At 40.8% G+C, this 14,503-nt stretch carries 13 protein-coding genes; 4 read left to right on the top strand and 9 right to left on the bottom strand.

Annotated features, from left to right (window positions below; translation table 11 throughout):
- Positions 1-94 precede the first annotated feature (94 nt).
- A complete protein-coding gene (locus AWM68_RS17040) occupies positions 95-718 on the top strand; it encodes an AmiS/UreI family transporter (RefSeq protein ID WP_066244631.1) in 624 nt (207 codons plus the stop codon).
- A gap of 280 nt (positions 719-998) precedes the next feature.
- On the opposite strand, the gene speB is transcribed toward AWM68_RS17040, so the two are convergent.
- The 5 genes from speB to AWM68_RS17015 form a co-directional block, all read right to left on the bottom strand.
- Entirely contained in the window at positions 999-1,871 is an 873-nt protein-coding gene (gene speB, locus AWM68_RS17035) for an agmatinase (RefSeq protein WP_066244630.1), read from the bottom strand.
- A 317-nt stretch (positions 1,872-2,188) separates the two neighbouring features.
- Entirely contained in the window at positions 2,189-3,019 is an 831-nt protein-coding gene (gene speE, locus AWM68_RS17030; protein ID WP_066244627.1) for a polyamine aminopropyltransferase, read from the bottom strand.
- Between the two features lie 917 nt (positions 3,020-3,936).
- Entirely contained in the window at positions 3,937-4,785 is an 849-nt protein-coding gene (locus AWM68_RS17025) for an alpha/beta fold hydrolase (protein ID WP_066244625.1), read from the bottom strand.
- Positions 4,786-5,375: 590 nt separating this feature from the next.
- Positions 5,376-5,837 (bottom strand): CarD family transcriptional regulator, encoded by a 462-nt coding sequence (locus AWM68_RS17020; protein WP_066244623.1) that lies wholly within the window; start codon positions 5,835-5,837, stop codon positions 5,376-5,378.
- Between the two features lie 147 nt (positions 5,838-5,984).
- The gene (locus AWM68_RS17015; RefSeq protein ID WP_066244618.1) at positions 5,985-7,271 is read right to left on the bottom strand and encodes an amidohydrolase; all 1,287 of its coding nucleotides are present in this window, start codon (positions 7,269-7,271) and stop codon (positions 5,985-5,987) included.
- A 119-nt stretch (positions 7,272-7,390) separates the two neighbouring features.
- Here AWM68_RS17015 and AWM68_RS17010 point away from each other — a divergent pair, with 119 nt between their 5' ends.
- Positions 7,391-9,454: a transglycosylase domain-containing protein gene (locus AWM68_RS17010; RefSeq protein WP_066244616.1), complete on the top strand. Its 2,064-nt coding sequence runs from the start codon at positions 7,391-7,393 to the stop codon at positions 9,452-9,454.
- Positions 9,455-9,820: 366 nt separating this feature from the next.
- Here the strand turns inward: AWM68_RS17010 and AWM68_RS17005 are convergent, their stop codons facing one another.
- A complete protein-coding gene (locus tag AWM68_RS17005) occupies positions 9,821-10,363 on the bottom strand; it encodes a YwhD family protein (protein WP_066244613.1) in 543 nt (180 codons plus the stop codon).
- A gap of 161 nt (positions 10,364-10,524) precedes the next feature.
- Between AWM68_RS17005 and AWM68_RS17000 the strand changes: the two genes are divergently transcribed.
- The gene (locus tag AWM68_RS17000) at positions 10,525-11,838 is read left to right on the top strand and encodes an NCS2 family permease (RefSeq protein WP_066244611.1); all 1,314 of its coding nucleotides are present in this window, start codon (positions 10,525-10,527) and stop codon (positions 11,836-11,838) included.
- A gap of 115 nt (positions 11,839-11,953) precedes the next feature.
- Here the strand turns inward: AWM68_RS17000 and AWM68_RS16995 are convergent, their stop codons facing one another.
- Both AWM68_RS16995 and AWM68_RS16990 read right to left on the bottom strand, forming a co-directional pair.
- Complete coding sequence (locus tag AWM68_RS16995) at positions 11,954-12,484, bottom strand: GNAT family N-acetyltransferase (protein ID WP_066244609.1); 531 nt, start codon at positions 12,482-12,484, stop codon at positions 11,954-11,956.
- Between the two features lie 670 nt (positions 12,485-13,154).
- A complete protein-coding gene (locus AWM68_RS16990; protein WP_066244607.1) occupies positions 13,155-13,595 on the bottom strand; it encodes an immunoglobulin-like domain-containing protein in 441 nt (146 codons plus the stop codon).
- Between the two features lie 112 nt (positions 13,596-13,707).
- On the opposite strand from AWM68_RS16990, the gene AWM68_RS16985 reads away from it, so the two are divergent.
- Positions 13,708-13,917 carry a hypothetical protein gene (locus AWM68_RS16985; protein WP_066244604.1) on the top strand — a complete coding sequence of 70 codons (210 nt, stop codon included), beginning with the start codon at positions 13,708-13,710 and terminating at the stop codon, positions 13,915-13,917.
- 50 nt (positions 13,918-13,967) lie between these two features.
- Here AWM68_RS16985 and AWM68_RS16980 read toward each other — a convergent pair whose 3' ends face one another.
- Positions 13,968-14,471, bottom strand: coding sequence for a YwgA family protein (locus AWM68_RS16980; RefSeq protein WP_066244602.1), 504 nt, complete (start codon positions 14,469-14,471; stop codon positions 13,968-13,970).
- Positions 14,472-14,503: the final 32 nt, after the last annotated feature.

Below are 14,503 nucleotides of genomic sequence, written 5' to 3'. Positions count from 1 at the left end.
ATTGCATTACACATGGGAATTTACTATATTTTATTAATGTAAGAGGTCTGACCTCTGCGTGGTTTAAAATAACAAAGGTGATGAGGGAATTTCTATGGGTTCTATCGGATTACTATTTTCAGGTGGAGCTTTATTTCTAAACAGCTTGATGCTGTTAGGTAAAGCAGAAGAAAAAAGTGTCGCGTTTTTTAATATATTAGTGGGCTTGTTGCAAGTGATCACACCGATCTATTTAATTATTACATCTGATGGATCGAATTGGTCGATGTTCAATAATGGAGCCGTTTTCTTGTTTGGATTTACCTATCTGTATTTAGGGGTAACGATTTTAAAAGGATTCGATTCTAGCGGGCTTGGCTGGTACTCTTTATGGGTAGCGATGATGGCTGTCGTCTATGCACTTGTGTTTTACGTTCAAGAAGGCGATGTTGTGAGTGCCCTAACGTGGGTACTGTGGGCGTTTCTATGGTTTCTTTTCTTTTTATCTTCTGCACTTAAAAAGCCTTACGAAGCGTTCATCGGCAGAGTGGCTTTTGTTCAATCATGGGTGACGTTAACACTGCCTTCCCTATTCATGCTGCTTGATCTGTGGCAAAACCCCAAGCTTCAAGAAATCTGGACGTATGTTTGCATCGGATCAATGGTTTATTTTGTAGTAGAAGCGCTTTGGTTTGCTAAATCGATTAAAAAAGAAAAATTAGTTGAAGAATTAGCTTAGTGCTCGCCGGTCTCGATGTTTCGAGGCCGGTTTTCTTATGTGTTGGAGTCTGCTGTTTGAGTTGTGAGGACGCAATTAAGTCGTTTTGAGGAGAAATTGAGTCTAAATGGAGGTCTATTAAGTCTCTACAGAAAAAATTAAGTCTAAATCGATACCAATTCAGTCTAAATCACAAAATAAAAACATTTCGACACAGCTCGACATTCACACTCCCACAACAATAAAAAATCCCTGTCCAACGGCTGCAAACAACAGCCTTCGAACAGGGGTTATTTCTCAATTATTTTACCCAGCCGAGCAAGATTTCACGAAGGAACTTGCTTGCTGCGATTGGTGTTTGTTCGGAGTGATCATAGATCGGGGCCACTTCTACTAAGTCTGCACCAATCACGTTGATGTCCGCTTTTGCGATCAACTGAATCGCTTCAAGAAGCTCTTTAGATGTGATTCCGCCCGCTTCTGCTGTTCCTGTTCCTGGTGCTGCAGATGGATCCAATACATCAATGTCGATCGTAACGTACACGTTACGTCCCTTTAATGTTGGAAGAACTTCTTTTAGAGGTTCTGCTACATCAAACTTGTACATGTGCATGCCGCTTGTTTTTGCAAATTCAAACTCTTCACGCATTCCAGAACGGATTCCGAACGAATACACGTTTTCTGCTCCGATCAGATCACACACTTTACGGATCGGTGTAGAGTGGGAGAGTACTTCACCTTCATACTGCTCGCGAAGGTCAGCGTGCGCATCAATATGAATCACTACATAGTCATCATATTTTTGCTTCAATGCTTTAAATACAGGCCAAGTGACTAGGTGCTCTCCACCCATTCCAAGCGGAAACTTGTTGTCAGCGAGTAACGTGGAAACATACTCTTCGATCATATCAAGTGAACGCTGCGGATTACCAAAAGGCAACGGAATATCACCTGCATCAAAATAGTTCACTTCTTCAAGATGCTTGTCCATGTATGGGCTGTACTCTTCAAGTCCAAGTGACGCCTCACGAATACGAGCTGGACCGAAACGGCTGCCTGGTCGGAAGGAAACCGTCCAATCCATCGGCATTCCGTAAAGAACAGCATCTGCCGTTTTATAATCAGGTTTGCTTAAGATAAACACATTTCCAGAATAAGCTTCATCAAAACGCATGTTTTACACTCCTTATGTAAAATACGGGACCGTCCCGAAAGCAAGTTCACACCCGCTTTTGACGGCCCCCATTTTTATTTTTAATACTGATATTTCTAACAGATGATCGGTTACTTTATGCTCTCACTTTCCCAAAGAAAACTTCACTGAAAAGTTGATTGGAGTGTAAGGTGCGAGACTCCTGCGGGACAGGCGGGCAGGTGAGACACTTAAGAGTGAAACGTTGCGAATGTGGCTCACTGCCTGCCCCGCGGAAAGCGAGCATCTGAAACGGAAATCAACTACTTTCAAAAGCAACAAAGCTTACGATTACAGTATTATTTTTTAATTAAGTCACTTACAAACTTCGGCAGCGCGAATGCAGCTGTGTGAAGCTGTGGCGTCCAATACTTCGTCTCAATCTCGTGGAAACGATCAGCTGGAACTTCTAATGGATCGTGCTTTTTAGACCCGATCGTGAACGTCCAAAGTCCGCTTGGGTAAGTTGGAATGTTCGCTGTGTAAAGACGTGTGATCGGGAAGATTTCGCTAACGTCACTGAATACTTGAGAAATCAACTCAGGCGTGAACCATGGGTTGTCTGTTTGTGCAACAAAGATTCCGTCTTCTTTAAGTGCTTTTGAGATTCCTTCATAGAACCCTTTTTCAAAAAGCTTAGCAGCTGGTCCAACCGGTTCTGTTGAGTCAACCATGATAACATCGTACTGATTTTCGCTTGTCGCGATGTGCATGAAACCGTCATCTACTTGTACTTCTACGCGTGGGTTCTCTAGGTCACCAGCGATTTCAGGCAAGTACTTTTTAGAATACTCGATTACTTTTCCGTCGATCTCAACAAGTACTGCTTTTTCAACAGATGGATGCTTCAGCACTTCACGGATTACTCCGCCGTCTCCTCCGCCTACAACTAAAACGTGTTTTGGGTTAGGGTGTGTGAAAAGAGGTACGTGTGCTACCATCTCGTGGTAAACGAACTCGTCTTTTTGTGTAGTCATTACCATGCCATCAAGGATCAGCATGTTTCCGAATTCTTCTGTTTCTACCATATCTAGCTTTTGAAATTCTGTTTGCTCAGATACGTACGTTTTGTTAATTTTCATCGTAATTCCGAAATTTTCCGTTTGTTTTTCAGTAAACCAAATACTCATGTTGGTCTCACTCCTACTATATATTTTGAAATGCCAGGCATCGTTGTTTCGACTTTTTACAAACAAAATGATTATAGCATTCCAGCCCTAAGATTCCAATTCAATTTTTGTAAGAATGTGCGTCAATACTAAATAGCCGCTCCCTTTCCATACCACATTACTGTTCCCTAATCTTTCATTATTAAAAATAGGTCAAATACCCCGTTTCTTTTGGCAGACTATTCTGATTAATTAAGTGGTATAATGAAGATAGCGTTCAGAAGGACAGACGGTCGGCGCATTCCCTTTTTTAAACTGAAGCTGGACATCTTGCGGGTATCCGCAGCTTACAGTTAAGGGGGGTGATGCCTCTGACGATCTTTGAGGCGTTGATGTTTGCGGTCGCTTTTAGCTCGCTTATCGTTACTGTCCTTACGTCTAAAAATAAATAGGCCTCTGTCACACGTGTAAAAGCACCGGGTTTTCGTCTGAAGAAAAACCGGCCTCGCTTTACCGACTCGTGTGTCCCTTCTGACGCTCCATTCGCCCGTGTTTCGTGCACGGGCGATTTCTTATTAGTGGAGTTTCTAAAAAAATCGGATAATAAGGAACAAAACTTTATTAATGTGATCCTTTTATTCTGATCTTTATTTTACAAACGACAAATAGGGCAGCATTTGCTCTTATAAGTGACTTGACCTAATACCAGGAGGGGTATTATTAACTCTATTCAGGAAATTGAGGCCATAATCCTAGAAATTATTGAATTAATCCAGCGAGTTTTTGCTATAATCCGGCGAGTTTTGATCATATATCGGCGAGTTGACAAAATTCGACTCTAAACACCCAGCATTATACCCCTCTTACCAACATGCCTGGAACTCAAGAATCAAAAAAGCCATGAACACCCAAGCCGTTGTTCATGGCTTCCTCGACTTTTAATTTCCTATAGAACTATTCCTTACAATCGAATCTATAATGATATCCCAATCCTCTGTATGCAACTCATGCCCCGTTCCTTCGAGCGTGATGAGATCAGCATGCGGAATCGCTCTCACAAGCGCTTGACCGTGTTCGAACGGAAGAGCTGGATCTTCAGTTCCGTGAAGTATGATTGTCGGAACTCCAATTTCACTCATCCGATCTAAATACTCTTCACCGCCGCCTAGAAAAATATAGTTAAACCGGCTTTGAATCTGTTTGGCACGGGTGTATTCTCTTTCTGCCAATGCGTACATTCTTTCCTTTTCAAAAGGCTTGGATCCTGAAAGGACTGCCCATCCCTCTGCTAAATAAGCAATGGACGCTTCTCGGTCAGACCAATCAATAGAAGCACTTTCTCCATGGAAATCTAAGATTTTCTGATCCATCTGAGGCAGCTCAGCTTGCTCAGAACCAAAAACACTGGACGCAAGGATCGTCAAGCTAAGCACACGTTCAGGATGCATGATCGCCATAATCTGCCCGATCATTCCACCCAGAGACATTCCCATAATATTTACTTTCTCTATGGAATACGCATCTAGAATTCCAAACGCATCATCAGCCAGGTCCGTAATCGTATAGTTTGACGTGCCAGGTTCATAGACGACAGATTGACCGAGATCGCGATGATCATACCGAATCACATATCTCCCAGCTGCTGCAAGACGCTCACAAAACTCTGTATCCCACCAATCGAGCGAAGACATTGCACCCATGATGAGTAGAACAGCAGAATCGCTAGGTTTACCGAAGCTTTCTGTATTTATATCCACATTATTCGTTTGTAAAAGTTGTTGTTTCATCATTTGTATCCTCCGTGATTTTATTTTTTCGCCTTGTGTAAAGCGCAGAGCAATAAGTACTCAACGGAGTCATCTTGGCCTGCACTTGTCATTAACGAAATTTGATCCATTTAATGATCATGACGTGTTGGCCTCCTTCTTTTATTTAATTAGTGATATTAAAACCCTGTTTATTTTAACATAATTTTCTGAAATTATTAACTGAAATAAAAAAAGCAACCGTCGTTACCCACTCTCGGCTGCTTTTCCCATTTTTATAGTCAATCAACAGTACTAGTGGAGGTGAATAAGTAATTCTTCTAAAAATAGTCACTGAGGTATATCTAAAACAATGGAAGCCCTACCTCTCTTCCATCCTTACGGCTCCTTGTCCGTGCCAGTGTGAATCAGTATTACAACGATCAAGTGATTATTGAGTAGAATTCATTTAAAAAACTTCATAGGGTTATAGAGGAAAGTAAAATCAAAATTAAGGATTAGATTATTGTAGAAATTATAGAGGTTAATATAAGTAAGTTTAAGAAGTGTGATGTCTCTGAAACGACTATTAATGAGATCCTATTCAAGACCCCATACCATTTAATTAAACCTTAACAGAAACTTTTAATCTGGGTTTCAGTGATTCCTTTGATTACTTCAAGTTCACTAATTAAAAATCCATATGCATTATCTAACATTACTTTTTCGCTCGCATTAAGTGCTTTTTCTTTCTTCATACGCATTAAATCACGCACAACTTCAGCACCTTCCTGTATTTCACCCGTTTTTAGTTTGTCCGAGTTTATTTTATACCTTTGTTTCCACGTTAGTAACTCTTCTGATTCTCCATGCTGAAAAATGTGGATAATTTGTTTTAATGCAAGTAGATCCGTAACTGGTCGTATATTTGAACTCAATATTTTATTCGCTGGAATCATAACTTGCATATTACTGATTGACATTTTTATAACATAATACTGTTGTTTTTGGTCGGGGAATTCTTTTTCTTCTATGGCTTCAATTAAACCTACTCCGTGCATTGGATAAAAAATGTTATCGCCAATTTGAAACAAATACTCCACCTCCAGATTTGGTAACCTTTTCAAGCCTATCATATATAGTCATTTTAATCAAATATTTTATAATAACATTATTTTATTTTTTATGTCAATATTTTTTTGCATTAAAAAAGTGCCTCATTTCGAGACACCCTCGTCATATTACAACCGCTGTAAGAGCTCCTTCGTTCGCTCTTTAGCATTTGCCATCACTTTTTCTTCATCAATCGTCTTCAACTCGCGCCCGCGCATGACAATTTTGCCATCGATAATCACCGTATCAACGTCTTGTCCTGTTGCTGAATAAACGAGCAAGTTTGCCGGTTCATGACTAGGAGTCAGATGAAGCTTATTCATGTCCATCAATAGGATATCGGCCTTCTTTCCGACTGTTAACGATCCGACTTCACTTCCGATTCCAAGGATGTCTGCTCCGTTCTGTGTTGCCATGGTCAACACATCGTGTGCACTAAGGACTGCCGCCTCTTCGTATTTTAATTTTTGGAACCAGCTAGCCGCTTTCATTTCTAAAAATAGATCAAGAGAGCTAGCACTTGCTGGACCATCCGTTCCTAGACCTACTTTCACACCGGTTTCCATTAAACGCTTCACATCACTGATCCCGCAACCGAGCTTCGCGTTGCTCACCGGGTTGTGGATGATGCCGCCTTGAACATTTTTTAACGTTTCATAATCCTCATCGCTAAAATGAACCCCATGGGCAAGCAGCACATGCCGATCAAACACACCTGCTTGTCTTAAATATTCTACGGGGCGCAAACCATATCTTTCTTGGATCATTTTCTCTTCATCTTTCGTTTCTGCTAAATGAATATGAAGCGGAACGTTCTTTTCGGTTGATAAACGGACTGCAGCTTTCAAGAAATCAGGTGGACACATATACGGTGAGTGAGGTGCGATCATCGTTGTAATCCGTCCGTTTCCTTTTCCGTGCCAGCGGTCAACCACATCTCCCGCTTCCTTTAACCGCCCTTCATAATCCGAATCCATCGCGATAAGTCCACGAGCGATAACGGCACGAATCCCGGATTCCACAGCCGCTTCTCCAATGGTATCAATGCCTATGTACATATCCGCATAAGAAGTTGTTCCGCTTTTAATCATTTCCGCCATCGAAAGCAGTGCTCCATAATAACGATCTTCATCGTTCATCTTCATCTCAAGAGGCAGCATCTTTTTATTTAGCCATGTCATTAAGGTTACATCATCACTATAACAGCGCAATAGTGACATCGGAGTGTGCTGATGTCCATTCACAAGACCAGGCAGCGCAAGCATCCCTTTTCCGTCGAGCTTCTCAACCTTTTCATCGCATTCCACGTTTCCTATTGAATCAATTTTATTGTCTTTTATAAGGATATCGCCTTCCTCTACCATCCATTTTCCATCATCCGTTACCGTCATATATTGAATGTTTTGTATAAGCATATTCCGAACCTCCTCAGTCTCCCTGCCATTATAGCACTTCATTCCCTTTCCTACGTTTAAGGAGCACCTTTTTTCACCATACTAGATAAGAAAATGAGAGTTTTTAAGGAGGGCGGATTATGAAGTTTTGGCAGATTTATAAAGAAGCTACAAAACAGCAGAAAATACGCTGGATCAAAAAATGGGGAATCATTGCCTCAGGAAGCTTTGCGCTATCTATTGCTGGACTGCTGCTTCTTGCTAAACTCATGGGTCCGCCTGCATTGCTCGTTCCGCAAACAACCATCATGTACGCCGCTGACGGTTCAAAGATGGGAGAGATCAATAACGGAGGGCAGAATAGATATTGGGTTCCGCTCAAAAAAATAGATAAGAATTTGATCTCTGCCACCATTTCAATTGAGGATAAAAGTTTTTATAAACATAACGGATTTGATCTGAAGAGGATTGCCGGAGCACTGCTCGCTGACGTAAAAGCCGGCGCAAAAGTGCAAGGGGCGAGCACGATTACCCAGCAGTATGCCCGCAACCTTTTTCTTACACACGAGAAAACGTGGCGAAGAAAGTTTCAAGAAGCGTTCTACACACTTCGCCTTGAAATGAGTTATTCAAAGGATGAGATCTTAGAAGGTTATTTGAACACGATCTATTATGGTCACGGTTCTTACGGCATACAGTCTGCTTCACGTTATTATTTTGGAAAGAATGCAGAGGAACTTTCTTTAAGTGAAGCAAGTATGCTAGCAGGGATTCCGAAAGGGCCAAGCTACTATTCACCGATCTTACACGAAGAAAACGCTAAAAAAAGACAAGGGATCATTTTGAGCTCAATGGCTGAAGATGGTTCGATCAAAAAAGCAGACGTTCAAAAAGCCACATCAGATAGATTATCCTTTGTTCGGGAAGAAGAGGAAGAGGTCGCAACGGTCGCTCCCTATTTTCAGGATGCTGTTATGCGTGCATTAAAAAAAGAACTGAACGTAAACACAAATTCCATACAGTTTGGCGGACTTCGCATCTACACAACACTCGATCCACACATGCAGGAAGTCGCAGAACATACGATTGAGAACCGGATCATCGATAACAGCTCCATTCAGACCGCATTAGTCGCTATGGATCCTCGCAGTGGTGATGTAAAAGCACTCGTGGGCGGGCGGGATTTTGAAGAAAGTTCTTTCAACCGTGCACTTCAAGCGAAACGGGCACCAGGATCAACGTTCAAACCGTTTTTGTACTACACGGCACTCGAGCACGGATATACCGCATCGACTCCGATCAAATCAGAACCCACCACATTCGCGATGGGAGACGGTGTAAGCAACTATAAACCGAAGAACTTTAAGAACCGCTACGCCAATGATTTTATAACGATGGCACAAGCGCTCGCTCTTTCTGATAACATTTATGCTGTTAAAACGAACCTATATTTAGGACCTGAAAAACTGGTGAAAACAGCAAAGAAATTTGGCATAAAGAGTGAGCTTGCCGGAATTCCTTCGCTTGCTCTCGGGTCTAAGGCAGTGGGCGTTTTAGAACTGACAAACGCATATGGCGTTTTTGCAAATGGCGGCAAAAGGGTAGAACCTGTTTTTATTACAAAGATTACCGACTCTAAAGGTGAAGTGCTATATGAGCATAAGTACGAAAGCGAACAAGTCATCGATGAAAACAAAGCGTTTGTGATGACCGATCTTTTAGAAGGAACATTTGATGAGAAGCTGAACGATTATACTAGCGTAACAGGCTCAAGTATCAATCATTATCTAACACGTCCTATGGCAGGAAAGTCAGGCTCCACACCGAACGATAGCTGGATGGTCGGTTATGCTCCACAACTCGTTACCGGTGTTTGGGTCGGTTACGATAACAACGAAGAATTGCATGATGTGAACGATACTGGCTACTCCAAGCGAATCTGGGCGTATTTTATGGAAGGCGCATTAAAGAATAAGCAGATCTTATCGTTCGAAAAGCCAGAAGGAGTAACAGCGGTAACCATCAACCCGCAAAACGGCAAGCTCGCTACCGAAAGCTGCCCAGTAACACGCATCTCGTATTATGAAAAAGGAACAGAGCCTGTCGAGTATTGTGATGAACACGGCGTATCAAAAGAAATAAAAGAGAAACTAGAGCAGAAGAAAGAGAAGAAGGGCTTTTTTAAGCGGATTTTTTCTTGGTAGATGGCGCTTGGGCAGTGCAAGCTGGGGCTGAATCCAGAAGTTTTGACGCTCAATCCAGAAGTTTACGCTTTGAATCCACAAGTTTTGAGCTCCAATCCAGAAGTTTACGCTTCGAATCCAAAAGTTTTGACATTTTATCCACGAGTCGACATACCTCGTCAGATGTCGACTTGCCCACTCTAAATGGCCAGCAGTAATCAGTTAGGCACACAAAATAAAATGCCCGGAGCTCTACTACAGGAGCCCCGGGCACTTTATTGTCCTAGAAACATTGTGTGTACAATGCTATCTACATTCTAATGGAAGTGCTTTCTTGTCACAAGTTATTTAAAAAATGTTCAAAAAAGGTTCATAACTTTGCCATATTTATTCCACTAATGCCTTGATTTCATCGCTAGAACGGTTAAACATCTGTTCATCATGCTCTTTAAGGAAGTTTCCGAGCACACGGCGAGCATTTATATCCATATCCTCAACGATGATTTTCCCCTTCATGGATTTATCCATGCGGTTCACGTGTTCTGGCAAACTCTTATAGCCACGTCGAGCTTCAACGTCTACTTGCATTTCACAAGCGGTTAGACCGAAATAATATGGACCTTCTGCCCCGCGATTGATTGTTACCCAAACGAGCCAATACAATCTTGGATTTGGTGTATCTTCACGATTCGGGGTGAATTTGATGCGCTTCTCCACATCACTTCTCGCATGCATCGCGCCCATATCGATATAAGCGTTGGAGTCTTCAACGTCTACAATAACAGGCGTTACATGATCAAGCGTAAGACTGCCTACCCCATACCCGCCATGGCCATCGGTTGAATCTCCGCTAATGATGGTAAAGCCCATCCCTTTTTTCTTTTTATCGCCGTCTTTGGCGTTATCATTGGAATTGAAAAAATCTTTCATGCTTCCAGCTCCTCTACCATTCATTGTTACCACGTATTGTATCACAAAACATAAAAAACTCTCAGTTGGAAACTTTAAAGATATATGTTGAATAATTCCCTAAAAACGAATATTATATAACATGTACTTATAAATCGTTCGTATTTTGGAGGTTCTAGCACATGCTTTCATCGTTTTTCAAACTTAAAGAGCTTGGTACAACCATTAAAACAGAAATCTTAGCGGGAATTACCACCTTCTTAACAATGGTTTACATCGTTGTAGTTAACCCGATTATTTTACATTCTGCAGGAGTTCCGTTTGACACGGTATTTATGGCAACGATCATCGCCACAGTTGTCGGAACATTGTGGATGGCACTTCTCGCAAACTATCCGATTGCCATCGCTCCGGGTATGGGGCTGAATGCATATTTTGCGTTTTCGGTTGTCGGGAATAACCCAAACATTGACTACAGAATTGCGTTCGGTGCTGTTTTCGTTGCAGGTATCATTTTCGTGATCTTATCGTTAACACCATTTCGTGAAAAATTAATCGAATCCATTCCAGCAAACTTAAAGCACGGGATTACTGCTGGTATTGGATTATTTATCGCTTTTATCGGAATGCGACTTACTGGAATCATCGTCGCTCATCCCGAAAATTTAGTAGGTCTCGGTGATCTGCATTCACCATCTGTACTCTTGGCACTTGCCGGACTTGCAATCACACTTATTTTAATGGCATTAAACGTGAACGGCGCATTGTTCTTCGGAATGATTGCAACAGGTGCTATTGCTTATTACACGGAGCAACTAAAGTTTGGCAAAATCATGTCTGTTCCAAACCTGCCATCAGAGCTATTCATCTTTGGTGATCCGATCACCGCATTTTCAGATGTGTTCCAATATGGATTGTATGCAGTTGTCTTTTCTTTCTTGCTTGTTACGATTTTTGATACAACGGGAACAATGGTCGGTGTTGCTGAACAAGCTGGTCTCATGAAAGGCAAAAAGATGCCTCGTGCACGCCAAGCCCTTCTCGCAGATTCTGTTGCAACTACGGTTGGTGCAGCATTTGGAACGAGTCCAACGAGTGCTTACATCGAGTCTTCTTCAGGTGTTGCAGCAGGTGGCCGTTCTGGCTTAACATCCGTTGTCGTTGCCATTTTGTTTGTTTTAGCTGCCTTCTTCGCACCACTCGTAAGTGCCATTTCAGGACTAGCAGCCATTACGGCACCAACACTCATTATCGTTGGTAGTTTGATGCTCGGATCTTTGAGCAAGATCAAGTGGAACGAGTTAGATGAAGCGTTTCCTGCGTTTTTAATTATTTTAACGATGCCACTGACGTCTTCAATCGCAACAGGAATCGCACTAGGATTCATCTCGTATCCAATCTTAAAAGTAGTAAAAGGTAAATATCGCGAAGTTCCGTTCTTAGTCTATCTATTTGCGGTATTGTTCTTCTATCAGTTAGCGTTTTTACCTCACTAAATGCTGTTCATCAGCTTAAATAGCACTATAATTTAAATGACAAAAAGTAAACGACCAGAATTTTTCTGGTCGTTTACTTTTTGTCTTGTTACGCAATCCACACCCACCAGCAGATTTATTTTTGATTTATATGAAATAGCACATGTTTATTTAAATGACTATCTTTCTTAACTTTCGGGTGATTGAAAGTTTTAATAAAATTCATACCGATTTTTATCATTACATTTTTTGAGGGCTTATTAACATCGGCAGTAAAACTATAGACATCACTAAAACCCAATTCGTTAAATCCATATTGTAAACAGGCTGTCGCTCCCTCAGTTGCATATCCTTTTCCCCAAGCCTCTTTTTTCAGTCGCCATCCAATTTCTATACACGGTGTAAAATCAGAATCAAATGTTGCCCTATGAAATCCAATAAATCCTATAAACTCTTTATTTTCCTTTACTTCCACAGCATATAACCCAAATCCACATTCTATAAATTCAGATAAAATTGATTTATAGAACACATTTGTTTCTTCGGTTGATAAGGTTTTAGGAAAATACTTCATAACATCTTCATCAGCATTTAGTCGCCTAAATGGTTCTAAGTCTGCTTCTTTCCAGTCACGTAATTGCAATCTAGATGTTTCTAAATATATCATTTTACACCTCCCCAAAAGAATGATTGGACGATTGATGATTTATTACAATTAATAAATGTCCATTATTTCAAACTCGAGGATTTAACTCCATGCTCTTTTTCTAATAAAATGTAACCTATCTAAATACAATAGCACCCGATCATGGAATAACTTATTTCAGGAATACTGCCCTTTAATTGAAAAAAAATCTGCACAAACAGCTCTGTGATCTTCAATTAACGTACCCGATTGCTGAAAAAACTTTTAGATTTTTATCTGGATTTATTATCTTGAGATTAAGGCATCTATGCTTTTATCTATACCATTAAGTCCTATACTTATTATTATCGCTGCTACTATTATGCAAGTGCCTAAAAAAATCACATGCCATGTCTTCAAAACTCCACCCCTTTATATATTTTTAACGTTTTTCTTTTTTCGACAATCCTGTTCGCTTATGAAATAAGGACAGCACTTTTTAAGCAATATACTCTTTTTAACTCCTTTTAATCTTTGCGCTTAAAGGGGGAGCTAAATGAGGTAATTAAAGTGGCGTTTTTTTCACCAAAATCTTTATTCACCAAGAAAAAACCGCAACGAATTACGCTGCGATTTATAGTGCTACTTACTATGCAATTTGGCTTGCTTTTTCTCGTTTTATCGGGAACCGTTAGCTGTATTTGGTCTTTTCTTATTTTTTATCAAACACAACAGCGACCTTTTCCTTCTCTTCATTCATAAAAAAGTCTTTTGACACGCGATAGGTCCCTGCCTCTTGATCCTTTAAATCAATGGCTTGATCATAGTTTTCCCCAGCCTTCACCATGATCATCTGCTCAGTAAACATTTGATTGTTATTTACTTTCTCCCATTTCCCATCTGTCCATCTTTCTAGTACATATGCGGTTCCAGTTCCCGCTTCTTGATCGGAAGAATTTTTTAACGTGAATTTGGCTTCCTCATTGCCCTCTTCAATTGCGAGCTCTGCTTCTACACCTGCTTTTTCAGCAGGTATCTCGTTCTCAACTTGAGGTGCTCCGTTCTGTTTGTCCTCTTCTGGCACTGGTTTAGAGCCACAAGCGGCAAGGAGAACGAGCAGACATGCCATTAAAAACAGCTTCATGTTTTTCATCACTAAGCCCTCCTTTTTCATGTTAGTCGCAAGAGATCGAAAAAAGTTTCAAATAAACTGTCGTTTATAGGAAGAACGTGGTGGATATGCTGATAAAAAGGGATGGTGTCACATGAAGATTTGGCTTGCGGCTTTAATTTTAGGTTTGTTATTTTTAGGGCTAGGAATCGGCTATTACGCAACTCGCCTTTACGATAAGAGTGTTATAAAAGGTTTTATTACTACATTGCTTGCCATTATCGTTCCCTTTTTTATATTCATAGGATTTATTTATTTTTACGGCCTTTACAATCACGGCTATCCGCTTCAATTTAAATGGTAATCAAAAAACCTGTTCTTAGGCTGAACGAACAAGCCCTCAAACAGGTTTTTTTATTGTACCTGGCTTTTTAATGAGTTGATATAAGTAAAAGCTTCTTCCATCTCTTCTTCTGTGTACTTTTGTTTCGCTTTAACGGTCTGGACCTTTTCTTTGATCTCATCTGGCTCAAGCTTTTCAAAATACATAACAGTTGAAACGAGCTCCAGAAAACGCGAGGATTGCTCATTCATCGAGCGGACACAGTTCCCTAACTGTTCGATTTCCGCACCATATGTAGAAAGAAGCTTCTGTCCCTCTTCATTCACAGCATACCGGTACTGCGAGTAACCGCTCACCTTTTCTTTCACCTCATGTATATATCCCATGTTGCAGAGCTCTTCAATTTTTAGCGTCAACTCTTCGGAATACGGGCCATAAAAGTGGAATTGGTACTTTTCTTGAAAAGGAAAATTTAACTTTTTTGCGATATACACCATCTTTTGAAGCTTCTTCCGGCCCACGACTTCCCCGGCTTCTTGAATCAAAGTCACTACTTTTAAATGATCCTCGAACACAGTACTTCCCCCTAACATCCTTTTTCGTTTTA

The organism is Fictibacillus phosphorivorans (assembly GCF_001619875.1).
Classification (GTDB): Bacteria; Bacillota; Bacilli; order Bacillales; family Fictibacillaceae; genus Fictibacillus; species Fictibacillus phosphorivorans_B.
Note: the sequence above shows the minus strand (reverse complement) of the source record. Positions and strands in the feature narration are given on the sequence as shown.

What these genes read in the sequence shown, in the direction of transcription:
- AWM68_RS17040 (WP_066244631.1), top strand. Translation starts at nt 95, where the DNA reads ATGGGTTCTATCGGATTACTATTTTCAGGTGGAGCTTTATTTCTAAAC.
- speB (WP_066244630.1), bottom strand. Translation starts at nt 1,871, where the DNA reads ATGCGTTTTGATGAAGCTTATTCTGGAAATGTGTTTATCTTAAGCAAA.
- speE (WP_066244627.1), bottom strand. Translation starts at nt 3,019, where the DNA reads ATGAGTATTTGGTTTACTGAAAAACAAACGGAAAATTTCGGAATTACG.
- AWM68_RS17025 (WP_066244625.1), bottom strand. Translation starts at nt 4,785, where the DNA reads ATGAAACAACAACTTTTACAAACGAATAATGTGGATATAAATACAGAA.
- AWM68_RS17015 (WP_066244618.1), bottom strand. Translation starts at nt 7,271, where the DNA reads ATGCTTATACAAAACATTCAATATATGACGGTAACGGATGATGGAAAA.
- AWM68_RS17010 (WP_066244616.1), top strand. Translation starts at nt 7,391, where the DNA reads ATGAAGTTTTGGCAGATTTATAAAGAAGCTACAAAACAGCAGAAAATA.
- AWM68_RS17005 (WP_066244613.1), bottom strand. Translation starts at nt 10,363, where the DNA reads ATGAAAGATTTTTTCAATTCCAATGATAACGCCAAAGACGGCGATAAA.
- AWM68_RS17000 (WP_066244611.1), top strand. Translation starts at nt 10,525, where the DNA reads ATGCTTTCATCGTTTTTCAAACTTAAAGAGCTTGGTACAACCATTAAA.
- AWM68_RS16995 (WP_066244609.1), bottom strand. Translation starts at nt 12,484, where the DNA reads ATGATATATTTAGAAACATCTAGATTGCAATTACGTGACTGGAAAGAA.
- AWM68_RS16990 (WP_066244607.1), bottom strand. Translation starts at nt 13,595, where the DNA reads ATGAAAAACATGAAGCTGTTTTTAATGGCATGTCTGCTCGTTCTCCTT.
- AWM68_RS16985 (WP_066244604.1), top strand. Translation starts at nt 13,708, where the DNA reads ATGAAGATTTGGCTTGCGGCTTTAATTTTAGGTTTGTTATTTTTAGGG.